The 23,772-nt window shown below is 63.0% G+C and carries 22 protein-coding genes and 2 pseudogenes; 10 read left to right on the plus strand and 14 right to left on the minus strand.

Features of this window, described 5'->3' with window-relative positions; translation table 11 throughout:
- Positions 1 to 69: 69 nt before the first annotated feature.
- Positions 70 to 2,844 (minus strand): DNA polymerase I, encoded by a 2,775-nt coding sequence (gene polA / locus ACYAS9_RS18680; protein WP_463569746.1) that lies wholly within the window; start codon positions 2,842 to 2,844, stop codon positions 70 to 72.
- Positions 2,845 to 2,918: 74 nt separating this feature from the next.
- Between polA and ACYAS9_RS18685 the strand changes: the two genes are divergently transcribed.
- The gene (locus tag ACYAS9_RS18685; protein WP_463569747.1) at positions 2,919 to 3,206 is read left to right on the plus strand and encodes a DUF2782 domain-containing protein; all 288 of its coding nucleotides are present in this window, start codon (positions 2,919 to 2,921) and stop codon (positions 3,204 to 3,206) included.
- Positions 3,207 to 3,245: 39 nt separating this feature from the next.
- Complete coding sequence (locus ACYAS9_RS18690; protein ID WP_463569748.1) at positions 3,246 to 4,196, plus strand: homoserine kinase; 951 nt, start codon at positions 3,246 to 3,248, stop codon at positions 4,194 to 4,196.
- Between the two features lie 94 nt (positions 4,197 to 4,290).
- Here the strand turns inward: ACYAS9_RS18690 and znuA are convergent, their stop codons facing one another.
- Entirely contained in the window at positions 4,291 to 5,256 is a 966-nt protein-coding gene (znuA, locus tag ACYAS9_RS18695; protein ID WP_463569749.1) for a zinc ABC transporter substrate-binding protein ZnuA, read from the minus strand.
- Between the two features lie 67 nt (positions 5,257 to 5,323).
- Here znuA and ACYAS9_RS18700 point away from each other — a divergent pair, with 67 nt between their 5' ends.
- Genes ACYAS9_RS18700 through ACYAS9_RS18715 form a run of 4 tightly spaced genes read left to right on the plus strand, consistent with a single transcriptional unit; the run spans position 5,324 to position 8,159 of the window.
- A complete protein-coding gene (locus ACYAS9_RS18700; RefSeq protein WP_459746082.1) occupies positions 5,324 to 5,806 on the plus strand; it encodes a Fur family transcriptional regulator in 483 nt (160 codons plus the stop codon).
- Entirely contained in the window at positions 5,806 to 6,618 is an 813-nt protein-coding gene (gene znuC, locus ACYAS9_RS18705; RefSeq protein ID WP_463569750.1) for a zinc ABC transporter ATP-binding protein ZnuC, read from the plus strand. The genes ACYAS9_RS18700 and znuC overlap by 1 nt, the downstream gene beginning before the upstream one ends.
- Complete coding sequence (gene znuB / locus ACYAS9_RS18710; RefSeq protein ID WP_459746079.1) at positions 6,611 to 7,399, plus strand: zinc ABC transporter permease subunit ZnuB; 789 nt, start codon at positions 6,611 to 6,613, stop codon at positions 7,397 to 7,399. Before znuC ends, znuB begins: the two co-directional genes overlap by 8 nt.
- Positions 7,400 to 7,436: 37 nt before the next feature.
- Complete coding sequence (locus ACYAS9_RS18715) at positions 7,437 to 8,159, plus strand: PA5502 family lipoprotein (protein WP_463569751.1); 723 nt, start codon at positions 7,437 to 7,439, stop codon at positions 8,157 to 8,159.
- Between the two features lie 2 nt (positions 8,160 to 8,161).
- Here ACYAS9_RS18715 and katE read toward each other — a convergent pair whose 3' ends face one another.
- Positions 8,162 to 10,312, minus strand: coding sequence for a catalase HPII (gene katE, locus ACYAS9_RS18720; protein ID WP_463569752.1), 2,151 nt, complete (start codon positions 10,310 to 10,312; stop codon positions 8,162 to 8,164).
- A 290-nt stretch (positions 10,313 to 10,602) separates the two neighbouring features.
- Here katE and ACYAS9_RS18725 point away from each other — a divergent pair, with 290 nt between their 5' ends.
- The 3 genes from ACYAS9_RS18725 to ACYAS9_RS18735 are packed head-to-tail and all read left to right on the plus strand — an operon-like array spanning position 10,603 to position 13,115.
- Positions 10,603 to 11,610, plus strand: a complete 1,008-nt coding sequence (locus tag ACYAS9_RS18725; RefSeq protein ID WP_463569753.1) for a methionine ABC transporter ATP-binding protein — start codon at positions 10,603 to 10,605, stop codon at positions 11,608 to 11,610.
- Complete coding sequence (locus ACYAS9_RS18730) at positions 11,610 to 12,284, plus strand: methionine ABC transporter permease (RefSeq protein WP_463569754.1); 675 nt, start codon at positions 11,610 to 11,612, stop codon at positions 12,282 to 12,284. The genes ACYAS9_RS18725 and ACYAS9_RS18730 overlap by 1 nt, the downstream gene beginning before the upstream one ends.
- 57 nt (positions 12,285 to 12,341) lie before the next feature.
- The gene (locus ACYAS9_RS18735; RefSeq protein ID WP_463569755.1) at positions 12,342 to 13,115 is read left to right on the plus strand and encodes a MetQ/NlpA family ABC transporter substrate-binding protein; all 774 of its coding nucleotides are present in this window, start codon (positions 12,342 to 12,344) and stop codon (positions 13,113 to 13,115) included.
- A 58-nt stretch (positions 13,116 to 13,173) separates the two neighbouring features.
- Here the strand turns inward: ACYAS9_RS18735 and ACYAS9_RS18740 are convergent.
- From ACYAS9_RS18740 to coxB, 10 genes and pseudogenes are all read right to left on the minus strand, one after another.
- A pseudogene (locus tag ACYAS9_RS18740) lies at positions 13,174 to 13,462 on the minus strand (type II toxin-antitoxin system RelE family toxin).
- Positions 13,452 to 13,691, minus strand: coding sequence for a type II toxin-antitoxin system RelB/DinJ family antitoxin (locus ACYAS9_RS18745; RefSeq protein WP_463569756.1), 240 nt, complete (start codon positions 13,689 to 13,691; stop codon positions 13,452 to 13,454). Before ACYAS9_RS18745 ends, ACYAS9_RS18740 begins: the two are co-directional and overlap by 11 nt.
- Positions 13,692 to 13,779: 88 nt before the next feature.
- Positions 13,780 to 14,409: an SCO family protein gene (locus tag ACYAS9_RS18750; RefSeq protein WP_463569757.1), complete on the minus strand. Its 630-nt coding sequence runs from the start codon at positions 14,407 to 14,409 to the stop codon at positions 13,780 to 13,782.
- Positions 14,410 to 14,455: 46 nt separating this feature from the next.
- Positions 14,456 to 15,424: pseudogene (locus ACYAS9_RS18755) on the minus strand (COX15/CtaA family protein); the annotation flags it as partial.
- Between the two features lie 12 nt (positions 15,425 to 15,436).
- Entirely contained in the window at positions 15,437 to 15,994 is a 558-nt protein-coding gene (locus ACYAS9_RS18760; RefSeq protein WP_463569758.1) for a hypothetical protein, read from the minus strand.
- A complete protein-coding gene (locus ACYAS9_RS18765; RefSeq protein WP_463569759.1) occupies positions 15,991 to 16,701 on the minus strand; it encodes an SURF1 family protein in 711 nt (236 codons plus the stop codon). Before ACYAS9_RS18765 ends, ACYAS9_RS18760 begins: the two co-directional genes overlap by 4 nt.
- A 5-nt stretch (positions 16,702 to 16,706) precedes the next feature.
- Positions 16,707 to 17,591 carry a cytochrome c oxidase subunit 3 gene (locus ACYAS9_RS18770; RefSeq protein WP_463569760.1) on the minus strand — a complete coding sequence of 295 codons (885 nt, stop codon included), beginning with the start codon at positions 17,589 to 17,591 and terminating at the stop codon, positions 16,707 to 16,709.
- Entirely contained in the window at positions 17,588 to 18,169 is a 582-nt protein-coding gene (locus tag ACYAS9_RS18775; protein WP_463569761.1) for a cytochrome c oxidase assembly protein, read from the minus strand. The genes ACYAS9_RS18770 and ACYAS9_RS18775 overlap by 4 nt, the downstream gene beginning before the upstream one ends.
- Complete coding sequence (ctaD, locus tag ACYAS9_RS18780; RefSeq protein ID WP_463569762.1) at positions 18,169 to 19,746, minus strand: cytochrome c oxidase subunit I; 1,578 nt, start codon at positions 19,744 to 19,746, stop codon at positions 18,169 to 18,171. The genes ACYAS9_RS18775 and ctaD overlap by 1 nt, the downstream gene beginning before the upstream one ends.
- 40 nt (positions 19,747 to 19,786) lie before the next feature.
- Complete coding sequence (gene coxB / locus ACYAS9_RS18785; RefSeq protein ID WP_463569763.1) at positions 19,787 to 20,911, minus strand: cytochrome c oxidase subunit II; 1,125 nt, start codon at positions 20,909 to 20,911, stop codon at positions 19,787 to 19,789.
- A 421-nt stretch (positions 20,912 to 21,332) separates the two neighbouring features.
- On the opposite strand from coxB, the gene ACYAS9_RS18790 reads away from it, so the two are divergent.
- A complete protein-coding gene (locus ACYAS9_RS18790; protein ID WP_463569764.1) occupies positions 21,333 to 21,992 on the plus strand; it encodes a hypothetical protein in 660 nt (219 codons plus the stop codon).
- An 11-nt stretch (positions 21,993 to 22,003) separates the two neighbouring features.
- On the opposite strand, the gene ACYAS9_RS18795 is transcribed toward ACYAS9_RS18790, so the two are convergent.
- Positions 22,004 to 23,554 carry a SulP family inorganic anion transporter gene (locus tag ACYAS9_RS18795; RefSeq protein ID WP_463569765.1) on the minus strand — a complete coding sequence of 517 codons (1,551 nt, stop codon included), beginning with the start codon at positions 23,552 to 23,554 and terminating at the stop codon, positions 22,004 to 22,006.
- Between the last annotated feature and the right edge of the window lie 218 nt (positions 23,555 to 23,772).

The following is a 23,772-nucleotide window of genomic DNA, read 5'->3' on the forward strand; positions in this document are numbered from 1 at the left end:
GCCTTTGCCGTTAAGTTCCTGACATGAACAAATGTTCATGTAGGCCGGCAAAGGCGCGCGCTTGCCCTTTTAATGCGCCTCGTCCCAGTTGTCGCCCACGCCCACATCGACGACCAGCGGGACATCCAGTTGCGCAGCACCGCTCATGTGCGGGCGGATTTCTTCGCTGATGCGCTCGACCAGGTCTTCGCGCACTTCCAGTACCAGTTCGTCGTGTACTTGCAGGATGACGCGGGCATCCAGGCCTGACTCGTTGAGCCAGTTGTTCACCGCCACCATGGCTTTCTTGATGATGTCGGCCGCCGTGCCCTGCATCGGCGCGTTGATCGCGGTGCGTTCGGCGCCGGCACGCATCTGCGGCTTGTTGGAGTTGATGTCCGGCAGGTACAGGCGGCGGCCGAACAGGGTTTCGACATAGCCTTTCTCGGCAGCCTGCTCGCGGGTGCGTTCCATGTACTCGCGCACGCCGGGGTAACGGGCGAAATAACGGTCGATGTAGGCCTTGGCCTGCTTGCCGTCGACGCCGATCTGTCGCGCCAGGCCTTGGGCGCCCATGCCGTAGATCAGACCGAAGTTGATCGCCTTGGCGCTGCGCCGCTGATCGTTGCTGACCTGCTCCAGCTCGACGCCGAATACTTCGGCCGCCGTGGCCCGGTGTACGTCCAGGCCGTTCTGGAAAGCGTGCAGCAGGCCTTCGTCCTTGGCCAGGTGGGCCATGATGCGCAGTTCGATCTGCGAATAGTCGGCGGCCAGCAGTTTGTAGCCAGGCGATGCGATAAACGCTTGGCGAATGCGCCGGCCTTCGGCGGTGCGCACCGGAATGTTCTGCAGGTTCGGCTCGCTGGACGAGAAACGCCCGGTGGCGGCGCCGGCCTGGTTGTAGGAGGTGTGCACGCGCCCGGTGCGCGGGTTGATCTGCCCCGGCAAGGTGTCGGTGTAGGTGCTTTTCAGCTTGCTGATCGAGCGGTATTGCAGCAGCAGCGTGGGCAGCTCATGGCCCTGTTCGGCCAGCTTGACCAGTACGTCTTCGGAGGTCGACGGCTTGCCGGTCGGGGTCTTGCCGAGCACCGGCAGTTCCAGCTTCTCGTAGAGGATCTTGCCCAGCTGGGTCGGCGAACCGAGGTTGAATTCTTCACCGGCCAGCTCGAAGGCCTGACGCTCCAGCTCGACCATCTTGTTGCCCAGCTCGACGCTCTGCACGCCCAGCAGGTTGGCATCGACCCGCGCGCCCTGACGCTCGATCTGCGCCAGCACCGGCACCAGCGGCATTTCGATATCGCTCAACACCTTGAGCAGCGCCTGATCGGGACCGGCTTCAGCCTTGAGCTTTTCGCTCAGCGTCTGGTGCAGGCGCAGGGTGATATCGGCGTCTTCGGCGGCATAGGGACCGGCCTGTTCCAGCGCGATCTGGTCGAAGGTCAGCTGCTTTTTGCCCTTGCCGGCGATGTCGGTGAAGCTGATGGTCTTCAGGCCCAAGTACTTGAGCGCCAGGCTGTCCATGTCGTGGTTCGTGGCCACCGAGTTGAGCACATAGGACTCAAGCATGGTGTCGAACGCCACGCCGCGCACGGTGATGCCGTTGGCGTGGTCACCGCCAATCGCGCAGTTGGCGAGGATATTGATGTCGTACTTGGCGTTCTGGCCGACCTTGGCCTTGTTTTCATCTTCGAGCAGCGGCTTGAGCGCCAGCAGCACGGTGTCGCGGTCCAGCTGGTCGGGCACGCCCATGTACGAGTGGGTCAGCGGGATATACGCCGCTTCCCCCGGCTTGACCGCGAACGACAGGCCGACCAGCTGCGCCTTTTGCGCGTCAAGGCCGGTGGTTTCGGTGTCGAAGGCGATCAGTTCGGCCTTGTTCAGCTTGTCGAGCCAGGCATCGAAGCGCGCCTGGTCCACGATGGTTTCGTAGCCGCTGTGGTCGCTGGGCGCCACTTCTACCTGGACGATTTCCTGGCCGGAACGCTTTGCATCGCGCTCGACGTCGCTGATCCAGCTTTTGAATTCCAGCTCGGTGTACAGCTCGATGAGTTTTTCGCGGTCCGGCTCGCCGATCACCAGCTCATCGAGGGTGACATCCAGCGGCACATCGATCTTGATGGTCGCCAGTTCGTACGACAGGAACGCCATGTCGCGGTGCTCGGCCAGCTTGGCGCCCAGGGTCTTGGCGCCACGAATCGGCAAGGCCGCCACGGCATCGAGGTTGGCGTACAGCTCGGCCAGCCCGCCGCCGATACCGACCAGCAGGCCGGTGGCGGTCTTCTCACCCACGCCCGGCACGCCGGGAATGTTGTCGACCTTGTCGCCCATCAGCGCCAGGAAATCGATGATGTGCTCGGGACCGACGCCGAATTTCTCTTTCACGCCAGCCACATCCAGCACGCTACCGGTCATGGTATTGACCAGCGTAATGTGGCCGTCGACCAGTTGCGCCATGTCCTTGTCGCCGGTCGAGATGACCACCGGGCGCTGCGCCGCCGCGCTGCTGCGTGCCAGGGTGCCGATCACGTCATCGGCCTCGACGCCTTCGACGCACAGCAACGGGTAGCTCAAGGCCTTTACGCAGGCGTGCAGCAGGTCGACCTGCACACGCAGGTCGTCGGGCATGCTCGGCCGGTTGGCCTTGTAGTCGGCAAACAGATCGTCGCGAAACGTCCCGCCCTTGGCGTCGAACACCACTGCGAACGGGCTGTCCGGATACTGCTTGCGCAGGCTCTTGAGCATGTTCAGCACACCCTTGACCGCGCCGGTGGGCAGGCCTTTGGAGGTGGTCAGCGGGGGCAGGGCGTGAAAGGCGCGGTACAGGTAAGAAGAACCGTCCACCAGGACGAGGGGTGCTTGGCTCATGAGCAGAATCAACCTTTTCGGCGGGGTCGGCGCTAGAATGCGTGGACCGTAGACAACAAAAGGACAAGGTTATCATGCGCACGCTAAATCGCTTGTTAGTGACCTGCATGCTGTTGACCGGGCCACTGATGGCCGTTGCGGCAGAGGATTCACCGTCGGCGGACCCTGAGGTCACGATCCGAACCGATGGCGACAAGACCATTCAGGAGTACCGCCAGAATGGCTTTTTGTATGCCGTGAAGATCACGCCAAAGCACGGCAAACCGTATTTTCTGGTCCGCGCCGATGGTACGAGCCCCAATTTCATTCGTTCGGACCAACCGGACATGCTGATCCCGCAGTGGGAAATATTCAGCTGGTAAACCTAACTTTCATCATTCTTTGAGCTGGCAGTCGCTGATATGTCCGTCTTTACCCCCCTGACCCGGCCCGAGCTGGAAACCTTTCTTTCGGCTTACGGGCTTGGTCGCCTGCTCGACTTTCAGGGCATCGCCGCCGGCAGTGAAAACACCAATTACTTCATCAGCCTGGAGCAGGGCGAATTTGTCCTGACCCTGGTCGAGCGCGGTCCGGTGCAAGAGATGCCGTTCTTCATCGAACTGCTCGATGTGCTGCACGACGCCGACCTGCCGGTGCCTTATGCCTTGCGCACCACCGAGGGCGAGGCACTGCGCGAGCTCAAGGGCAAACCTGCGCTGCTGCAACCGCGGCTGCCGGGCAAGCACATCAAGCAACCCAACACCCAGCACTGCATCGCCATCGGGCAATTGCAGGCCGGGCTGCACCTGGCGACCCGTGACAAGGTGCTGGAGCGCAAGACCGACCGGGGCCTGGACTGGATGCTCAGCGAAGGACGCAATTTTCTTTCGCACCTGACAGCGCCACAGGCCGCCTTGCTCGACAAGACCCTGCAGGAAATCGAAACGCATGTTGCGGCCATCATGGCGTTGCCACGCGCCAACCTGCATGCCGACCTGTTCCGCGACAACGCGCTGTTCGAAGGCACGCACCTGACCGGCTTGATCGACTTCTACAACGCCTGCTCGGGGCCGATGCTGTACGACCTGGCGATTGCCCTGAACGACTGGTGCTCGCACGACGACGGCCAGCTCGACCCGGTGCGCGCCAGAGCGTTTCTCGGTGCCTATGCGGCACGCCGCCCGTTCACCGCTGCCGAGGCGCAGTTGTGGCCGGTGATGTTGCGCATTGCCTGCGTACGCTTCTGGCTGTCACGCCTGATCGCCGCCGAAAGTTTTGCCGGGCAGGACGTGCTTATTCACGACCCGGCCGAATTCGAACAGCGCCTGCAACAGCGCCAGGTCATCAACCTGCCGCTGCCGTTTGCGTTGTAAGACCCATGCACAACCCGTAGGACCGACTTTAGTCGGGAACGGTGGCGCGCCATTCCCGACTAAAGTCGGTCCTACGAGAATGAAGTCGCTGCGGCTACAGGCTTTCCAGACACCCGGCCAGGTCGTTGCCGATTTTTTCCAGCAACTGTTCATAGCCATTGGCCGTGGCCTGGGTGTAGCCGCCCAGCGCATCCAGCTCGGCCAGCTTCACTGGCAACCCGGCGGTCAGGGTGTCGGCCAGTTTCGGGCGCAGTGGCGGTTCGCTGAACACGCAGGTCTTGCCCGACTCTTTGAGCCGGTCACGCATCGCCGCCACGTGTTTGGCGCCCGGCTGCACTTCGCTGGCGACGCTGAACACGCCGGTGTGCTTGAGGCCATAGGCCTGCTCGAAATAGTCATAGGCTTCGTGAAACACAAACCACGGCTTGTCGCCCACGCCGCTGACCCGCGCCTTGATTCGTGCATCCAGCGCATCGAGGCGCTGGTCGAAGGCTTTGGCGTTGCTGGCATAGCGCGCGGCGTTGGCAGGGTCGGCGGCGCTCAGGTCAGTGGCCATTTTTGCCGCGATCACCCGCGCGTTGACGGTCGACAGCCACAAGTGCGAGTCGAGGCTGCCGGGACGGTGATCGTGGTCGTGCTCTTCATAGCCCGGCTCGTCATGGCCCTGACCTTCATGCTCATGACCTTCATGCTCATGATCGTCATGGGAGGTCTGATCCGCCGCAAAATGCCTGAGCTTCATGCCCGGCAAATCCTGCACCGCCACGCTGGGCAGGCTGCGATTGCCCAGCACGCGCGGCAGAAAACCTTCCATGTCCGGGCCGATCCAGTACAGCAGATCGACATCGCCGACCCGCCGTACGTCGGATGGACGCAGCGCATAGTGGTGCGGCGAAGCACCGGGCGGCAACAGCACATCGGGGCTGCCGACGCCGTCCTGAACCGCCGCTGCAATCAGCTGCAACGGCTTGATGCTGGTCAGGACCTTGACGTCGGCCTGGGCGGTGGCGGCGGCCGACAAACCGGCAGCCAGTACTAAAAGCGTAAAAAGTCGGCGCACGAGGAACACTCATATCGGGCAGGAACGGGTAACATAATAACGTCTCCAGCCAATATCGTCGCCGCCCATGCCTATTACTCCCCTGGCCAGTCGCCCTCACGATCACTCCCACTGCGTGCACAGCGCCCTCAGCGAGGCCGATACGCTGTGCGCCGGCAAAGGCCTGCGCCTGACCGCGCTGCGCCGTCGCGTACTGGAGCTGGTCTGGCAAAGCCACAAGCCGTTGGGCGCCTATGACATTCTCGGCGTACTCAGCGAAGAAGACGGCCGCCGCGCCGCACCTCCGACCGTGTACCGCGCTCTGGATTTCCTGCTTGAGCATGGCCTGGTGCACCGCATCGCCTCGCTCAACGCCTTCACCGGCTGCAACCATCCGGCTCACGCCCACCAGGGTCAATTCCTGATCTGCCGCGAATGCCATGCCGCCATCGAGCTGCAACATCCGGCCATCAGCGACGCGGTGGTCAACGCCGCCACCGAAGTGGGCTTTGCCGTCGAAGGCCAGACCATCGAGATCGTCGGCGTGTGCGCCGGGTGCAAGGCCGCCTGATGAGCTCACCCCTGATCCGCCTGGAACAGGTGGCGGTCACCCTTTCCGGGCAAAGCGTGCTGGACAACATCGCGCTCAGCGTCAGCCCCGGCGAGATCGTCACCCTCATCGGCCCCAACGGCGCCGGCAAGACCACACTGGTGCGCGCCGTGCTCGGCCTGTTGACGCCTACCTCGGGCAGCGTCTGGCGCAAGCCGAAACTGCGCATCGGCTACATGCCGCAAAAGCTGCATATCGACCAGACCCTGCCGCTGTCGGTGCTGCGCTTCTTGCGTCTGGTGCCCGGTGTCGACCGCGCCAAGGCCATGGCCGCGCTGGAGGAGGTCGGCGCCGGCAAGGTCATCGACAGCCCGTTGCAGGGCATTTCCGGCGGCGAGATGCAGCGCGTGCTGCTCGCCCGTGCGCTGCTGCGCGAGCCCGAGCTGCTGGTGCTCGACGAGCCGGTGCAAGGCGTCGATGTCGCAGGCCAGGCAGAGCTGTACAGCCTGATCACCCGCCTGCGTGATCGTCACGGCTGCGGCGTGTTGATGGTCTCCCACGATCTGCACCTGGTGATGAGCACCACCGACCAGGTGGTCTGCCTGAACCGTCACGTGTGCTGCTCCGGGCACCCGGAACAGGTCAGCCACGACCCGGCCTTCGTCGAGCTGTTCGGCCAGAACGCGCCGAGCCTGGCGATTTATCACCACCATCACGACCACGCCCACGACCTGCATGGCGAGGTGGTCAACGAAGCCGCTGACGCCCACGACGCCCCGCGTTTCAAACCTCACGTTCCCCACGTTCACGGAGACGGCTGCAAGCATGGCTGATTTTCTTCTTTACGCCTTGCTCGCCGGCATCGCTCTGGCCCTGGTCGCAGGCCCTTTAGGCTCTTTCGTGGTCTGGCGGCGCATGGCCTATTTCGGCGACACCTTGTCGCACGCCGCCCTGCTCGGCGTGGCGCTGGGCTTTTTGCTCGACATCAGTCCGACCCTGGCGGTCACCGTCGGCTGCCTGCTGCTGGCCATCCTGCTGGTGACCCTGCAACAACGCCAGCCGCTGGCCAGCGACACCCTGCTGGGCATTCTGGCGCCCAGCACCCTGTCGCTGGGCCTGGTGGTGCTGAGTTTCATGCACGAGGTGCGCATCGACCTGATGGCCTATCTGTTCGGCGATCTGCTGGCGATCAGCCCGACCGACCTGGCCTGGATTCTGGGCGGCAGCGCGCTGGTGCTGGTGCTGATCGTGGCGCTGTGGCGGCCGTTGCTGGCGGTGACCGTGCACGAAGAACTGGCACGCGTCGAAGGCCTGCCGGTGATGACCCTGCGCATGACCATGATGCTGCTGATCGCGGTGGTGATTGCGGTGGCGATGAAGATCGTCGGCGTGCTGCTGATCACCTCGCTGCTGATCATTCCGGCCGCCGCCGCGCAACGGCATGCCCGCTCGCCGGAGCAAATGGCGCTGGGCGCCAGCGTGCTGGGCGTGGTGGCGGTGTGCGGCGGGCTGGCGCTATCATGGCTCAAGGACACTCCGGCGGGACCGTCGATTGTGGTGTGCGCCGCGACGCTGTTCTTGCTCAGTTTTGTTCTCCCCCGGCGGGCGGTGTAGACTTGCTCGTTTTTTGCGCAACTTAGAGAATGCAGGAATGAAGCTGCCCATCTCCCGTTATCTGCTGCCAGTCGCCTTGTCCCTGCTGTTGGGTGCTTGCCAAAGCACGCCACCGGCAGACGTTGCCGCGCCCGGGCAGGCGCCACAGCCGGACGGGTTCGCGCAACTGGAGCAGAGCATTGCCGGCAACGAACTGGCGACCGCCGAAGACCAGTTGGCCGCGTTGCAAGCCGCCACGCCGGACGATCCGCGCCTTGAGCAGTCGCAACGGCAACTGGCCGAGGCTTATTTGAGCCGCAGCCAGATCGGTTTGCAGAAAGGTGATGTGAATGCCGCGACCACCGCGCTAAGCCGCGCCCGCGCCTTGATGCCCAAGGCGCCAGCGCTGACCAGCGGTGTCAACGGTGCAATTGCGCAAGCGCGCAAGGCCGAGCTGGAGCAGGCCGAAGCCGAGCTGCGCGCCGCTGAGGCACGACGCATTGCCAAGCTGGTCAATCCGGATGTGCCTAGCACGATCATTGAGCTGAACACCGGCGATATCGCGCAAATGCGCAAGCAACTTGACGCGATTGCCAGCGATGTCGTCAATTTCAACTGCGATGTGCTGATCGAAGTGCCGCGCACGGCAGATTACCCATGGCTGGCCAATCTGCTGGTCAAGCGGGTCAACAAGCTCAATCCGGATTTCGAGCTGGATCTGCGCCGGCAGATTGATCGTCATCAACCGGCGCAGATTGTCCTTACCCCCGCGAAACCCTGAGCTTAGGCCGGTACGGCCTTGGCTTTCGGCTCACGCGCCCAGACGCGGTGCTGGCCGATGGCATCGAGAAATGCCTCGGTCGACGCCTTGTCGGACACCACCAGCAGGCCGGCGTCCTTCTCCAGCCGCAGCAGTTTCAGCAGCTCTTCGGCTTCACCGGCGACCGCAATGGCCTTGAGGTGTTTGTAAGCCTCGAGCAGGTAATGCAGGGCCACGCCGTCGCCGCTCAATGCCTTGACCGACTCTGCGCCACCCGGCACGAACACCGCATCGAAGGCTACCGACGGCAAGCCTTCGGCTGAGGCATCGACCGGCAAGGTTTTACCGTCGGCGGTGGTCACCGGCGCCGAGGTCGGGCCGAGCACCTTGGCCTGCGCGCCCTTGGCTGCCAGCGCTGCCTTGATGGCGTCTACCGCCTTGCCATCCACGCCATTGGCCACCAATACCGCGACCTTGCGCGAAACGATATCGCCGGGCAGCAGGTTGGCCTGGCTCAGGGCAGGGGACTGCTTGAGGCTGGTCTTGACCGGCGCCACGGTGCCGGCTTTCGGCGCTGGCAAGCCCAGGTTGGCGGCCACGCGCGCCGCGAGAGTCAGGTCGATATTGGCCAGAATCTCGTTCACCTGACGTGCGCGGATGTGCTCGCGCTCGACCTTGCCCAGCTCGAAGCTGTAGGCCGCGATGATGTGCTCTTTCTCGTGCTCGCTCATGCTGTTGAAGAACAGCGTGGCCTGCGAGAAGTGATCGCCGAACGACTCGCTGCGCTCACGTACCTTGTGCGCCTCGATGCGTTCCTGATAGCTCTCGAAGCCGCCATCCTGAGGACCGGCCGGGGTTTCTTTCGGCCAGCCGCCGTCGATGGAGTTCGGCTCGTAGGCGGCACGGCCCTTGTGAATCGTGCTGCGGTGCTGCGCATCGCGCTGGTTGTTGTGGTTCGGCGACACCGGACGGTTGATCGGAATCTCGTGGAAGTTCGGCCCGCCGAGACGGCTGATCTGCGTGTCGGTGTAGGAAAACAGCCGGCCTTGCAGCAGCGGGTCATTGGAGAAATCGATACCCGGCACGATATGACCGGGGCAGAACGCGACCTGCTCGGTCTCGGCAAAGTAGTTGTCCGGGTTACGGTCCAGCACCATCTTGCCCAGCGGCGTTACCGGCACCAGTTCTTCAGGGATGATCTTGGTCGGGTCGAGCAGGTCGAAGTCGAACTTGTGCTCGTCTTCCTCGGCCACGATTTGCACGCCCAGTTCCCATTCCGGGTAGTCGCCGGTTTCAATCGACTCCCACAGGTCGCGGCGGTGGTAATCGGTGTCCTTGCCTGCCAGCTTCTGCGCTTCGTCCCAGACCAGCGAACACACGCCGAACTTGGGCTTCCAGTGGAATTTGACGAAGCTGGCCTTGCCCTCGGTGTTGATCAGGCGAAAGGTGTGCACGCCAAAGCCCTGCATGCTGCGCAGGTTTTTCGGGATCGCGCGGTCAGACATGGTCCACAGCACCATGTGCGCCGACTCCGGCACCAGCGACACGAAGTCCCAGAAGGTGTCGTGGGCCGAGCCGCCGGTCGGGATCTCGTTATGCGGCTCGGGTTTCACCGCATGCACGAAGTCCGGAAACTTGATCGCGTCCTGAATGAAGAACACCGGCATGTTGTTGCCCACCAGGTCGAAGTTGCCTTCGTCGGTGTAGAACTTCACCGCAAAGCCGCGCACGTCACGCACGGTGTCGCCCGAGCCGCGCGGGCCTTGTACGGTGGAGAAACGCACGAACACCGGGGTTTTCTGCCCCGGATCACGCAGGAAGCCGGCCTTGCTCAGCGCGCTGTGGTTTTCATAGGTCTGAAAGTAGCCGTGCGCGCCGGTGCCGCGGGCATGGACGATGCGCTCAGGAATGCGCTCATGGTCAAAATGCGTGATTTTCTCGCGCATGATGAAGTCTTCAAGCAGCGACGGCCCACGGCTGCCGGCCTTGAGGGTGTTCTGGTTATCGGCAATCTTCACACCCTGATTGGTGCGCAGTGCCTGGCCGGTGGCGTCTGAACGCACGGTTTCCAGGCTGTCGAGCTTGGCGTTGGTGTTGCCCCGGTCGAGGGTATCGGTGCCGGCCAGTTCGCTGGCGGACGCCTGGGTGACTGGGGTTTCGGTTTTCTTGCCCATCGAATGCAACTCCTCAAAGTGGCAGGCCCGTCACATAGCGAACCTGTTGACTGTGAATCACGGTGTTCAAGGAGTGACCGAGGCAATCGAGCGCCGTTCAGTGAATTTGAAATCGGGTATTCCCATCGGTCGCGTTATAGCCATTGAGCAGCTTTTGCTCGAAATAAATGCTAAGACGAGCGGCGCGGAAAGGCTAAAATGCGCGCCCGGCTTATCCAGCCCGGCTTGTATTCGCGAGCTATCGCTCGCTCCACGCGCTCCCACAAGGTTCGCCCTAAAAGGTTTGGTTAGTGATCGAGTTTCTTGACGTCCAGAAAACCTATCGGGTCGCCGGTAAGGACATCCCGGCCCTTCATCCCACCCGCCTGCGCATCGAGGCCGGCCAGGTTTATGGCCTGATCGGTCATTCCGGTGCCGGTAAAAGCACGCTGCTGCGGCTGATCAACCGCCTGGAAAACCCCACCGGCGGGCGCATCACCGTCGACGGCGAAGATGTCACCGCGCTGGACACCAACGGCCTGCGCCGTTTTCGCCAGCAGGTCGGCATGATCTTCCAGCACTTCAACCTGCTGTCATCCAAGACCGTGGCCGATAATGTCGCCATGCCGCTGACGCTGGCCGGCGACCTGCCGCGCGAGCAGATCGACCGCCGTGTCGCCGAGTTGCTTGCGCGGGTCGGCCTGAGCGACCACGCGAAAAAGTACCCGGCGCAGTTGTCCGGCGGGCAGAAGCAGCGGGTCGGTATCGCCCGCGCCCTGGCCACCCGGCCAAAGATTCTGCTGTGCGACGAAGCCACCAGCGCGCTGGACCCGCAAACCACCGCCCAGGTGCTGCAACTGCTGGCCGAGATCAATCGCGAGCTGAAACTGACCATCGTCCTGATCACCCATGAAATGGACGTGATCCGCCGGGTCTGCGACCACGTCGCGGTGATGGACGCCGGCGTCATCGTCGAGCAGGGCAGGGTAGCCGATGTGTTCCTGCACCCGCAGCACCCGACCACCAAGCGTTTTGTCCAGGAAGACGAGCAGCTCGACGAGAACGATCAGCGCGAAGACTTCGCCCATGTGCAGGGCCGCATCGTGCGCCTGACCTTCCAGGGCGAGGCCACCTACGCGCCGCTGCTGGGCACGGTCGCGCGGGAAACCGGCGTCGACTACAGCATCCTGGCCGGACGGATCGACCGCATCAAGGATGTGCCTTACGGCCAGCTGACCCTGGCCATTACCGGCGGCGATGTTGACGCCGCCTTCGCCCGCTTCAGCGCCGCTGATGTCCATATGGAGGTCCTGCGCTGATGGACGCTTTCGTGAATCTGTTTTCCAACGTCGACTGGTATGAAATCTGGCTCGCCACCGGCGACACCCTGATCATGCTGGGTGTTTCGCTGGGCTTTACCGTGCTGCTGGGCCTGCCGCTGGGCGTGCTGATGTTCCTCACCTCGCCGCGCCAGTTGCTGGAAAACAAGGCGCTGTACAGCACCGTGGGGCTGATCGTGAACATGCTGCGGGCGCTGCCGTTCATCATCCTGCTGATTGTGATGATGCCGCTGACGCAGATCATCACCGGCACCTCGCTGGGCATTCTCGGCACCTTGCCGCCACTGATCGCCGGCGCCACGCCGTTCTTCGCCCGCCTGGTCGAAACCGCGCTGCGCGAGGTCGACAAAGGCATCATCGAAGCGACCCAGGCGATGGGCGCCACCACCCGGCAGATCGTCGTCAAGGCCCTGCTGCCCGAGGCGCGGCCCGGCATTCTGGCGGCCATCACCGTGACCGCCATTGCGCTGGTGTCGTTCACCGCCATGGCCGGTGCCGTGGGCGCCGGCGGCCTGGGCGATCTTGCGATCCGCTACGGTTACCAGCGTTTCCAGAACGATGTCATGTTCGTCACGGTCGTACTGCTGCTGGTGCTGGTGCAGATTCTGCAAACCGTCGGCGACCGGCTGGTGGCGTACTTCTCACACCGTTAATCCATTGCGTTGGTTGTGGCTCGCCGGATGCGAGCCTTCATTTAAGGAGCTGTTTGCATGAAAAAACTAGTGGCTGTACTGGCTGCCGTGACTGCCCTGTCGGCGCAAGCCAACGAAACCCTGAGCGTGGCCGCCAGCGCCGTACCGCATGCCGAAATCCTGGAGTTCGTCAAACCGACCCTGGCCAAGGAAGGCGTGGACCTGAAGATCAAGGTTTTCACCGACTACGTGCAGCCTAACGTGCAAGTGGCCGAGAAACGCCTGGACGCCAACTTCTTCCAGCACCAGCCGTATCTGGATGAGTTCAACAAGGGCAAGGGCACCAACCTGGTGACCGTGGCCAAGGTTCACGTCGAACCGTTCGGCGCCTACTCCGAGAAATTCAAGAAGCTGGAAGACCTGCCAGACGGCGCCACCGTGGCCCTGCCTAACGATGCCACCAACGAAGGTCGCGCTTTCCTGCTGCTGGCCAAGGCCGGCCTGATCACCCTGAAGGACCCGACCAGCATCCTGGCCACCCCGAAGGACGTCGCCACCAACCCTAAAGGCCTGAAATTCCGTGAGCTGGAAGCTGCGACCCTGCCGCGCGTGCTGACCCAGGTCGACCTGGCGCTGATCAACACCAACTACGCGCTGGGCGCCAAACTGGACCCGACCAAGGACGCCCTGGCCATCGAAGGCGCCGAGTCGCCATACGCCAACATCCTGGTCGCTCGCCCGGACAACAAGGACTCTGACGCGATCAAGAAACTGGTCGGCGCGCTGAACAGCCCTGAAGTGAAAGCGTTCATCACCGAGAAATACAAAGGCGCCGTGGTTCCGGCGTTCTGATTGACTGAATGCCCCCACAGGAGCCGGCGGACGGCTTCTGTGGGGAAAAACCCCCACATCATTTGGTCCGCTCTGAAGCCTTTCGATACGCGCCTTCGTTTTCACGTTTGTCGACCGCCACCACGAACACCACAATCTCCTTGTCCATGACCTGGTAGATCAAGCGATAGCCCGCGCTGCGCAGTTTTACCTTGTAGCAATCTGGCAGCTCGCGTAACCGGTTCGCCTCGACACGAGGATTTTTCAGAACTTCAGACAGCTTTTTTCTTGAATTGCTGTCGGACGGTGTCTCCCGGCTTGTGCCATTCCTTCAACGCTCGCTGATCAAACTCAAGGCTATAGGTCATCCAGCGAAACCTTGATGCGCTGAGGTGAAGCCAATCGCTCGCGTACGGTTTTCATGAGCGCTTCATCCTCTTCTGTCATGAGTACAGGCCGGAACGGAAGCTGACCGCGCTCCGCCACGTATTGCAAGGTTTGGCGCATGAGTTCGGACGGCGTGACACCCAAGCGCTCCAGCTCACGGTAAGCCCGGGTTTTCAGGTCATCGTCTACACGAATATTGATTGAGGCCATGGGACATGACTCCTGTAATGACATTCGTCATTACGCTGGAACTGAAAGTGCAATTTTTCAAGGCTGCCCATTGAAACGCCGCCAGGTCCTACAACCGCAACAACCCCGGCAGCCGCTCGCTGAGCTTTCTGACGTTCAGCGGTGCGCGCACAAAGCCGTGCTGTTTGCCGTCCGGTCCCAGTAGCGCCAGGTTGCCGCTGTGGTCGACGGTATAGCCCGGTTTGCGGGTGTCGGCGGGGATGAACGGAATGCTCAATGCGTTGGAGAGCGTTTTCAGTTCGTTCACTGGCGCGGTCAGGCCGACAAAATCCTTGTCGAAATACTCCAGGTACTTTTTCAACTGCTCGGGCGTGTCGCGGTCAGGATCGACGCTGACCAGCACCACGCGCAGCCGGCCGGCGAGGTCCTTGGGCAGCTCGCCCTTGATCTGGCGTAACTGCGCCAGTGTTGCGGGGCAGATATCCGGGCAGTAGGTGTAGCCCAGAAAGACCAGCGTCCATTTGTCCTTGAGTTGATCGATCGAGACGGGCTCGCCGTTCTGGTCGGTCATTTTCAGGTCCGGCAGCGCGCGGCTCTGCGGCAGCAGGATGATGCCGGCATCGACCAGTGCGGCCTGGTCGGCACCGCCCCGACCGGACATCACGCGCTGTACGGTCAGGCCAAGAATCACGGCCACGATGGCCACAAGAATGAAGACGGTTTTCTGCGTTCGGGTCATCGTCGAAGGTCCATACGGTGAAGGGCAAGCCTAACAGCTAGCGCCACAGACGGTCATGCACCAGGGTCATGCTCAACAGCAATAACGCCGCCCCCGCACTGTGTGCCAGGGCCAGCAAGGGCGGTATCTGCGCCAGGACATTGCCCATGCCCAGCCCCACTTGCAGCAGCAATGCCGCCCCCAGCAGCACCGCCAGCGCGTGAAAACCTGCGCGCTTGAGTTGCCAGATCAGCGCCAGCATCACCAGGCTGACCAGCAATGCACCCAGCCGATGGGCCAGGTGAATGGCGGTGCGCGCCTCGCTGTCGTGCAGGCCGCCCAGGTAATTGGGGCCGATCGGTGGGCTCAGGTGAAAGCCGCGGGCAAAGTCGGTCGCCGGCCACCACTGGCCCTGACAGGTCGGCAAGTCGGCGCAGGCCATGGCGGCGTAATGCGCGCTGACCCAGCCGCCGAGCATGATCTGCCCGATCACGGCGGCCAGCGCCAGCGTTGCCAGGCCGCGCAATAGCTTTGTCGGGTTAACGACCGGCGTTGGCGCGCCACTCAGGCGCAAGGTCAACAGCAGCAACAGGCTTAGCGTCGCCAGCCCGCCCAGCAAATGCACGGTGACCACCGGCGGCCACAGCCTGAGGGTCACGGTCCACATGCCGAACAGCGCCTGGGCGATGACCAGCGCCACCAACAGCAGCGGCAATTTCAGCGGTTGCCCGGCCTGATGCCGGCAGTGCCAAGCCTGCAACGCCAGCCCGCCGACGCTCAGGCCCAGCAGGGCGGCGCCATAGCGATGGATCATCTCGTTCCAGCCCTTGCCGGCGTGCAACGGCGCCTGTGGAAATTGCAGTGCAGCCTGGGCTTCTTGCGCCGCCCCCGATGGCACCGCGATCAAGCCATAACAGCCCGGCCAGTCCGGGCAGCCGAGGCCGGCATGGGTCAGCCGGGTCCAGGCACCGAGCAGCACCACCAGCAGGGCCAGCACAGTGGCGAACAGGGCCAGACGATAGCCGCTGCGGCGCATGGCAGCCTCCTTTCAACCGATATTCGAGAGCTTGAGCAGATGCTTGAGGTCGCGCAGCACATCGGCGCCGCGAACGCCTGCGCCGTAGCGCAATACCAGATTGCCGCGCGGGTCGACGATCCACAGCCAGGTCTGCGCCGCAGGTGGTGCCACTTGCCGGTAACGTTGCAGGTCGAGCGCATAACGCTGCAAATGCGGGTACTCGCCCAGCCAGGCGCTATCGGCGGCTTGCAGCGCGCTGGCCAGGGCGTGGCTGGTGCGCGCCGCCTCGCGGCCCAGGCCGACATTGATCTGCCGGGCCAGATACACCAGTTGCCGGCACTCGGCGGCGCACGCCCCGGTGTCGGTGACCAACAGCTGCCAGCGCGATTCTGTCGCGGCCACGCCCAGTTCGTTGCGGCCCTGGCCATTGCCGATCAGTTCGCCGTGCCAGGTGCGGCTGTCCGGCACCCAGAACTGCCAGCGGTACATGCTGGTGGCCAGGATCATCGGCGCGATGCACCCGGCCACCAGCAGCAACAGTTGCAGGCGGCCCGGCCGGCGCGAGCGCGGTGGCAGGACGGCATTCATGCCTGTCGCCCGGTGCTGGCGTTGAAGCCCAGGTACAGATAAAGCCCCAGCAGCGCGGCCGCCAGGCTGAACCATTGCACGGCATAGCCGCTGTGGGTGTCGGGCGCCATGTTCACCACCGGCCAGTCGACCCGATACGCGGCCGGCCCCGGCAGCAGGCGCAGTTGATGGGCGTAGCCGACGCGGCCCAGCTCGCGCCAGAGCCGGGCCGGCTCCACCACCGTGATCAGGTGTGGCCAGCGCTCGGGCACCGCATCAGCCTGCAAACGAAAGCCCGGACCGGGCGGCACATAGACCCAGGCCTGAATGTCCAGCAACGTGTCGGGGGTGCTGAACAGCGGTGCCACGCGGCGATCCGGCCACGGCAGCCAGCCGCGATTGAGCAGCACCCATACGCCGCTGAGCTGATCCTGCAACGGCTGCAGCAACTCGACACCGACCTGGCCATGGCGGCTGCTGTTGTCCAGCAGCAGGCTGTGCCCGGCATCCACAAAACCCTGCACGTGTACCCGCCGCCAGGCCGGGTCGGCGACCTGCAACAGCTCGTCCAGCGTGCCGGGCGCCATGATCTGGTGTTCGGCCTGCCGGGCGATCAGGTCACGCTTTTCCTGCGCCCGGTGCAATTGCCACACGCCCAGCAGGATCAGCGCGGGCAGCATGATGATCAGCAGCAGGGTCGGCAGCCGGTGCCACGTGAAGCGCTTCATGCCGGTCACACCACATACACAAAGACAAACAGCCCGATCCACACCACATCGACGAAATGCCAGTACCAGCTCGCCGCTTCAAAGCCGAACTGATGCTCGGCATCGAAATGCCCGCGCAGGATGCGCACCAGCATCACCAGCAGAATCAGCGCGCCAATGCTCACGTGCAGGCCATGAAAGCCGGTAAGCATGAAGAACGTCGCGCCGTAGATGCCCGAGCCCAGCGTCAGCCCCAGTTCGCGATAGGCATGCAGGTATTCGGTAACCTGCAAGGTCAGAAACCCCAGGCCCAGCAGCACGGTGGTGGCCAGCCACAGTTTCAGCGCCAGCCGCTGGCCGTGCCTGAGGGCGCGGTGCGCCAGGCTCAGGGTGATGCTGGAGCTGACCAGCAGCACGGTGTTGATCAGCGGCAGTGTCCACGGATCGATGATGCCGGCGGGCGCCGGGTAGCGTTTCGGGTCCGGGGTGTCGAGCATCGGCCACTGGTAATGAAACGCCGGCCAGAGCATGTTGGAAATGCCGTTGCTGCCTTCGCCGCCCAGCCATGGGCCGGCCCAGTAGCGCAGGTAGAACAACATGCCGAAAAACGCCGCAAAGAACATCACTTCGGAAAAGATGAACCAGCCCATGCCCCAGCGAAACGAGCGGTCCAGCTGCGCGCTGTACAACCCGGCGCGGCTTTCGCGAATCACCGCGCCGAACCAGCCGATCATCATCCACGCCACCAGCAACGCACCGACCAGCACCAGCCAGCGGCCGTAAGAGGCGGCATGCCCGGCCTTGATGTCGTTGAACCAGGTGGCCAGGCCGAACATCGCGATCAACAGCGCCAGGGTGCCGACGATGGGCCATTTGCTCTGCTGCGGCACATAGTAGTGATCGGTGCTCATGGCGCCTCCGACGGGCCGTTGCCGGCAGCGATGGTGCGGGCCCGCGCCACGGGCGGCTGGCGCGCGGTGATATCGAACAGGGTGTAGGCCAGGGTCAATTGCCTGACGTCGGCCGGCAAATCGCGGTCGACGATAAAGCGCACGGCCATTTCAATACGCTCGCCCGGTTGCAGCACCTGCTGGGTGAAGCAAAAGCACTCGGTCTTGTGGAACCAGGCCGCCGCCGTCCCCGGTGCAACGCTGGGCACGGCCTGGGCGGTCATCGCGTGGGCGCTGGGGTTTTGCGCGACAAACAGCATCTCGTTGACCGCCCCTGGGTGCACGCGCAATTCGCTGCTTTTGGGATAGAACGCCCAGCTCATGCCGGCCGCATTGCTGGCGACGAACTGCACGCGCACCTGCCGCGCACTGTCGATGACCTGCTCGCCCCGGTAGGCGCCGCCGGTCTTGCCGTTGATGCCGAACGCCTGGCACATCACCTCGTATAAAGGCACCAGGGCAAACCCAAAGCCGAACATCGCCACCACGACCACCACCAGCCGGATGACCACGCGCTTGACCGCCTCGGGCTGGCGCATCACGTGATCTCCGGCGGCGTGGCAAAGGTGTGATAGGGCGCCGGCGACGGCAGGGTCCACTCCAGGCCTTCGGCGCCGTCCCAGGGTTTGGCCGGCGCCGGCGCGCCGCCGCGAATGGTCTTGATGACAATGAACAGAAACAGCAATTGCGTGACCCCGAAGGTGAAGGCGCCGATCGAGGAGATCATGTTGAAGTTGGCAAATTGCAGGTTGTAGTCCGGCACCCGGCGCGGCATGCCGGCCAGACCGATGAAGTGCATGGGGAAGAACGCCAGGTTCATGCCGACAAAAGACATCCAGAAATGCAGCTTGCCCAGGGTTTCGTCGTACATGTGCCCGGTCCACTTGGGCAGCCAGTAATAGGCCGAGGCAAAAATGCCGAAGATCGCCCCCGGCACCAGCACATAGTGAAAATGCGCGACCACAAAATAGGTGTCCTGATACTGAAAATCCGCCGGGGCAATGGCCAGCATCAGGCCCGAAAAGCCGCCGATGCTGAACAGGATGACAAAGGCCACGGCAAACAGCATCGGCGTCTCGAAGGTCAGCGAGCCCTGCCACATGGTGCTCACCCAGTTGAACACCTTCACCCCGGTCGGCACCGCGATGAGCATGGTCGCGTACATGAAGAACAGCTCGCCCATCAGCGGAATGCCGACCACGAACATGTGGTGCGCCCACACCAGAAACGACAGCAGCGCAATTGCTGCCGTGGCGTAGACCATCGAGGCATAGCCGAACAGCGGCTTGCGCGAGAACGCCGGGATGATCGCACTGACCGCGCCAAAGGCCGGCAGGATCATGATGTACACCTCCGGGTGGCCGAAAAACCAGAACACGTGCTGGAACAGCAGCGGATCGCCGCCGCCACCGGCATCGAAGAAGCTGGTGCCGAAGTGGATGTCCATCAGCATCATGGTCACGCAGCCGGCCAGCACCGGCATCACCGCGATCAGCAGGAAGGCGGTGATCAGCCAGGTCCAGACGAACAGCGGCATTTTCATCAGGGTCATGCCCGGCGCGCGCAGGTTGAGAATGGTCGCGATAACGTTGATGGCGCCCATGATCGAACTGATGCCGAGCATGTGGATGGCGAAGATAAAGAAGGTCACGCTGGGCGGCGCATAGGTGGTCGACAGCGGGGCATAGAAGGTCCAGCCGAAATTCGGCCCGCCGCCGGGCATGAACAGCGTCGAGACCAAAAGCAGAAAAGCCGCCGGCAGGATCCAGAAGCTGAAGTTGTTCATGCGCGGCAGGGCCATGTCGGGCGCGCCGATCATCAGCGGGATCATCCAGTTGGCCAGCCCGACAAAGGCCGGCATCACCGCGCCGAAGACCATGATCAGGCCGTGCAGCGTGGTCATCTGGTTGAAAAACGCCGGCTGCACGATCTGCAGGCCGGGCTGGAACAGCTCGGCGCGGATCACCATCGCAAAGGTGCCGCCGAGCAGGAACATGCAGAAGCTGAACCACAGGTACAGCGTGCCGATGTCCTTGTGATTGGTGGTCAGCACCCAGCGCATCAGGCCCTTGGCAGGGCCGTGGGCATGGCCGAGGTCCTCGATCACAGCGCTCATGATCGACGCCCATCATGTTTGCAGGCATGGCTCGGGATTCTCATTTCTGCCCCTGTTTGTAGGTCAGTACATCCTTGGGCAGCAGCATGTCGCCCATGTCATTGCCCCAGGCATTGCGCTCAAAGGTCACCACGGCGGCGATATCGACTTCCGATAATTGCTTGCCGAACGCCGCCATGGCGGTGCCCGGTTTGCCGTTGAAGACGATATTGAGGTGCGCATCCAGCGGGCCCCTGGCGATTTTCGAGCCCTTGAGCGCCGGGAACACCGGCGGCATGCCCTGGCCTTCAGCCTGGTGGCAGGCGGTGCAAATGGTGTGATAGACCTTGTCGCCCTGGGCGATCAGTTCTTCGCGGGTCCACGCCTTGTCGGTCAGTTCCTTGAGCCGTGCGCTTTCAGCCTTGCGCTCGGTCAGCCACGCCTGGAATTCGACCTGCGGCCGGGCATCGACCACCACCGGCATGAAACCATGGTCCTTGCCGCACAGTTCCGTGCACTGGCCACGGTAGATGCCGGGCTTTTCAATGCGCGTCCAGGCTTCGTTGACGAACCCCGGAATGGCGTCGCGCTTGACCGCAAAGGCCGGCACCCACCAAGAGTGAATCACGTCGGCGCCGGTCACCAGAAAGCGGATCTTCTGCCCGACCGGCAACACCAGCGGCTGGTCGACCTCCAGCAGGTAATGCTCGCCCTTGTCGTCGCGGTTATTGATTTGCGTAGCGGGGGTCGTCAGGTTGCTGAAGAACTCGACGTCCTGGCCCAGATAGCGGTAATGCCATTTCCACTGGTAGCCGGTGATCTGCACATCGACCTGCGATTCGCTGTTGTCGTACATATGAACGAGCGTGCGGGTCGCCGGAATCGCCATGACCACCAGAATCAGCAAAGGCGCTACGGTCCAGAGGATTTCGATACGGGTGTTTTCATAAAAACCGGCCGCCTGCGGCCTGCGCGAGCGGCGATGGGCAAACATGCTCCAGCCCATCGCACCGAAGACCAGCAGGCCGATCACCACACAGATCCAGAAGATGGTCATGTGCAGGCCATACACCGCCTGACTGACCTCGGTGACACCGGGCGCCATATTCACGGTCCAGGCCGCCTGCACCTGACCACCGCTCGTCCACAGCACCGCCACGACCCCAAGCCTGGGCTGACGCATCATTCGGGGTACCCCCAAGACTCGTGGGTCTGCACAGGATTCGATGACCTGTGCTCATGGGAGCGGCTTGCGGACTGCTGACTCGGGCCAATGAAAGGCCATCAGCCTGCTTCCTGATCAGCAGTATAGACAGGCAAGAAACCTCGCCCGGCAGCATCGGCCCAGCGGCAGGCTGACAGCAGCGTGACCCATCAGGCTGTTTTTGACCGGTCGGCCATATAAAAACGAAATTGTTATGACAAATCGGTCTGAGCAAATGTGTCAAGCCAGCTAAGGTATGTCATCCCATACACGTAGGAAAAATTGTCAAACTTCGATCGACCCAGTATTTGCAGGCCAGGAGCTGCAATGATGGTTTTAAGAGGGCAGACCATTTCTTGCACTTGAACATTAGAAATAGCAGGCCAAAGCCTCAGGAGTCGCCATGAACATCGCTGCCTTGCGTGAGCAGATCCAGCGTGCCCAGCAACATGAAGCCCAGACCGGTCAACTGCTTCACAAGCTGGAAAGTCAGTTGCAGCATCTGCACCCCGCCATTCAGTTGCCTGAAGGTGATGCCCACAATGCGTTGAACCGGTTTGTCTCGATCTACATCGAACACGTGCCCGACTTGCTCGAAGCCGCTCACAGTGCATCGATCGAAGCCGGTATCGAAGCGCAGATCAAACCGGTGCTGCGCATCGCGTCACAGTTTTTCACCAGCCCGCCAGCGATCATGGACGGTCACGAAGGTCTGGACAGCCTGCTGGATGAGGCCTACCTGGCGCACAGGCTGGTCGAAGAGGTCAACGACCTGTACATCCGTCACCTGGGCCAGCCGCTGATTCCGTCGGACTCGACGGTGGCCAACGTCATTGCCCACCAGTTGATCGGTGAACACTTCGCCAACCAGCTCGATGAGGCCGTGCACCACGCGGTGCACGAAATGCTCGACGAAGAAATCTTTGCCCTGGAGTCGGTCGAGGCCTACCGCGAAAAACTCGCCAGCCCCGGCACCGGAGCGGCCTGGAAACGCTGGCCATGCCTGTCGATGCAGCAAGGCGTCGGGCTCGGACTGGCCGGCCTGACGCCCGAAAACGCTTGAGGTAAAAAGCGCTAGGCAGCGCCCGCGCCGATCCCGGTGGTGGTGCGCACCCGTCCTTCAAGGCGGCGCTTCAGGCCGCGCGGCTCGATGATCAAGCGCGTGCCCTGAGTGGCATTGGCCCGGCCCCATTCCTCAAGCAACTCAAGGCAGGAATGGTCGATGTAGCTCAGGTTACCCAGCGGCACATGCACGGTGCTGCCCGCTGGAATGCTGGCCAGAACCTGGGTCAACGCCGGCACCTTGAGAAAGGTCGCGGCACCGACCAGACGCAGCTCCAGCTCTTCGCTGTCCGGCATCTGCACCAGGCTGATTTTCAGACGTGCTGCCTTGAACGCCAGCTTGACCAGGGTCAGGGCAAAACCGATCAGCACGCCGGTCAGCAGGTCGGTGAAGATGATCGCCGCCGCCGTTGCGGCATAGGTGAACATCGGCATGCGCCCGTAGCGGCCCAGGCCACGGAAAGCCTTGAGGTCGACCAGTTTGAGGCCGGTATACACCAGCACGCCGGCCAGACTGGCCACCGGAATGCTTTGCAGCACGCTCGACAGCAGCAGCACAAACGCCAGCAGCCACAGGCCGTGGAAAATCGTCGACATCCGCGTCGTGGCCCCGGCTTGCACGTTGGCCGAGCTGCGCACGATCACGCCGGTCATCGGCAAGGCACCCACCAGGCCACAGAGCATGTTACCCACGCCTTGCGCACTCAATTCCTTGTCGAAGTCGGAGCGCACGCCGTTGTGCATACGGTCCACAGCCGCCGCCGACAGCAGGGTTTCGGCGCTGGCGATGAATGCCACTGCAAAGGCGGCGATCAGCACCGCCGGATCGGCCAGGTTGACCAGATCGCCCGGGCGCAGCCAGTCGATGGCCTCGCTCAGGTCGGCCGGCACCTCGACGCGCTTGACCTGCAAGGCCATGAACAGGCTGACCGCCGTGGCGATGCCCACACCCAGCAACGCACCGGGCACAAAGCGCAGCGATTGCGGGCGCAGTTTTTCCCAGGTCCACATGATAGCGATGGTGCCCAGCCCCAACAGGCCGGCCTGCATGCCGCTGCCCGGACCGATGGCCTGCAGCAGAGTCGCCGGGAAGCCGATCAGGTTATCCAGCCCTGAAGGCTTGGGTCCGCTGTCGAACATCACATGCAACTGCGACAGCACAATCAGCACGCCGATACCCGCCAGCATGCCGTACACCACTGCCGGCGCCGTGACGCGGAACCAGCAACCGAGCTTGAAACGCCCGGCCAGCACCTGCAACAGACCCGCCAGCAGCAGGATCGGCCCCAGCATGGCCATGCCGTGCTCGCGCACCAGTTCGAAGACCAATACCGCAAGGCCCGCAGCCGGACCACTGACCTGCAAGGGCGAGCCGGCAATAAAGCCGACCACCAGACCGCCGATGATGCCGGTGATCAGTCCCTTGGCCGGCGGCATGCCCGAAGCGATGGCGATGCCCATGCACAAGGGCAGGGCGACCAGAAACACGACCACGGAAGCCAATAGCTCCCGTGGCAATACAGATTTGATCGAGGTGTTGCCCTTGATGGCGGATGCGTCCATGACTGCTCTCTCCGGAATTCTTCAGACGTGACAAAGCCTGACGGCGCGCCTGAGGCGCAGCGGCCATTGCTGTAATGACATTGGATGTGCGTCGGCGCTACCGACATACCTGTAGGAGCGGGGGGGGGGGGCGGCGGGGCGGGGGGGGGGCGCGGGAGGACAGGGAAGCGCAGCAAGAAAGAGAAGAAAGAGGAGAAAGCCCCAGGGGGCCACGCCCC

The organism is Pseudomonas sp. HP_08, from assembly GCF_055284095.1.

What these genes read in the sequence shown, in the direction of transcription:
- polA (WP_463569746.1), bottom strand. Translation starts at nt 2,844, where the DNA reads ATGAGCCAAGCACCCCTCGTCCTGGTGGACGGTTCTTCTTACCTGTAC.
- ACYAS9_RS18685 (WP_463569747.1), top strand. Translation starts at nt 2,919, where the DNA reads ATGCGCACGCTAAATCGCTTGTTAGTGACCTGCATGCTGTTGACCGGG.
- ACYAS9_RS18690 (WP_463569748.1), top strand. Translation starts at nt 3,246, where the DNA reads ATGTCCGTCTTTACCCCCCTGACCCGGCCCGAGCTGGAAACCTTTCTT.
- ACYAS9_RS18700 (WP_459746082.1), top strand. Translation starts at nt 5,324, where the DNA reads ATGCCTATTACTCCCCTGGCCAGTCGCCCTCACGATCACTCCCACTGC.
- znuC (WP_463569750.1), top strand. Translation starts at nt 5,806, where the DNA reads ATGAGCTCACCCCTGATCCGCCTGGAACAGGTGGCGGTCACCCTTTCC.
- znuB (WP_459746079.1), top strand. Translation starts at nt 6,611, where the DNA reads ATGGCTGATTTTCTTCTTTACGCCTTGCTCGCCGGCATCGCTCTGGCC.
- ACYAS9_RS18715 (WP_463569751.1), top strand. Translation starts at nt 7,437, where the DNA reads ATGAAGCTGCCCATCTCCCGTTATCTGCTGCCAGTCGCCTTGTCCCTG.
- katE (WP_463569752.1), bottom strand. Translation starts at nt 10,312, where the DNA reads ATGGGCAAGAAAACCGAAACCCCAGTCACCCAGGCGTCCGCCAGCGAA.
- ACYAS9_RS18730 (WP_463569754.1), top strand. Translation starts at nt 11,610, where the DNA reads ATGGACGCTTTCGTGAATCTGTTTTCCAACGTCGACTGGTATGAAATC.
- ACYAS9_RS18735 (WP_463569755.1), top strand. Translation starts at nt 12,342, where the DNA reads ATGAAAAAACTAGTGGCTGTACTGGCTGCCGTGACTGCCCTGTCGGCG.
- ACYAS9_RS18745 (WP_463569756.1), bottom strand. Translation starts at nt 13,691, where the DNA reads ATGGCCTCAATCAATATTCGTGTAGACGATGACCTGAAAACCCGGGCT.
- ACYAS9_RS18750 (WP_463569757.1), bottom strand. Translation starts at nt 14,409, where the DNA reads ATGACCCGAACGCAGAAAACCGTCTTCATTCTTGTGGCCATCGTGGCC.
- ACYAS9_RS18760 (WP_463569758.1), bottom strand. Translation starts at nt 15,994, where the DNA reads ATGAATGCCGTCCTGCCACCGCGCTCGCGCCGGCCGGGCCGCCTGCAA.
- ACYAS9_RS18765 (WP_463569759.1), bottom strand. Translation starts at nt 16,701, where the DNA reads ATGAAGCGCTTCACGTGGCACCGGCTGCCGACCCTGCTGCTGATCATC.
- ACYAS9_RS18770 (WP_463569760.1), bottom strand. Translation starts at nt 17,591, where the DNA reads ATGAGCACCGATCACTACTATGTGCCGCAGCAGAGCAAATGGCCCATC.
- ACYAS9_RS18775 (WP_463569761.1), bottom strand. Translation starts at nt 18,169, where the DNA reads ATGCGCCAGCCCGAGGCGGTCAAGCGCGTGGTCATCCGGCTGGTGGTG.
- ctaD (WP_463569762.1), bottom strand. Translation starts at nt 19,746, where the DNA reads ATGAGCGCTGTGATCGAGGACCTCGGCCATGCCCACGGCCCTGCCAAG.
- coxB (WP_463569763.1), bottom strand. Translation starts at nt 20,911, where the DNA reads ATGATGCGTCAGCCCAGGCTTGGGGTCGTGGCGGTGCTGTGGACGAGC.
- ACYAS9_RS18790 (WP_463569764.1), top strand. Translation starts at nt 21,333, where the DNA reads ATGAACATCGCTGCCTTGCGTGAGCAGATCCAGCGTGCCCAGCAACAT.
- ACYAS9_RS18795 (WP_463569765.1), bottom strand. Translation starts at nt 23,554, where the DNA reads ATGGACGCATCCGCCATCAAGGGCAACACCTCGATCAAATCTGTATTG.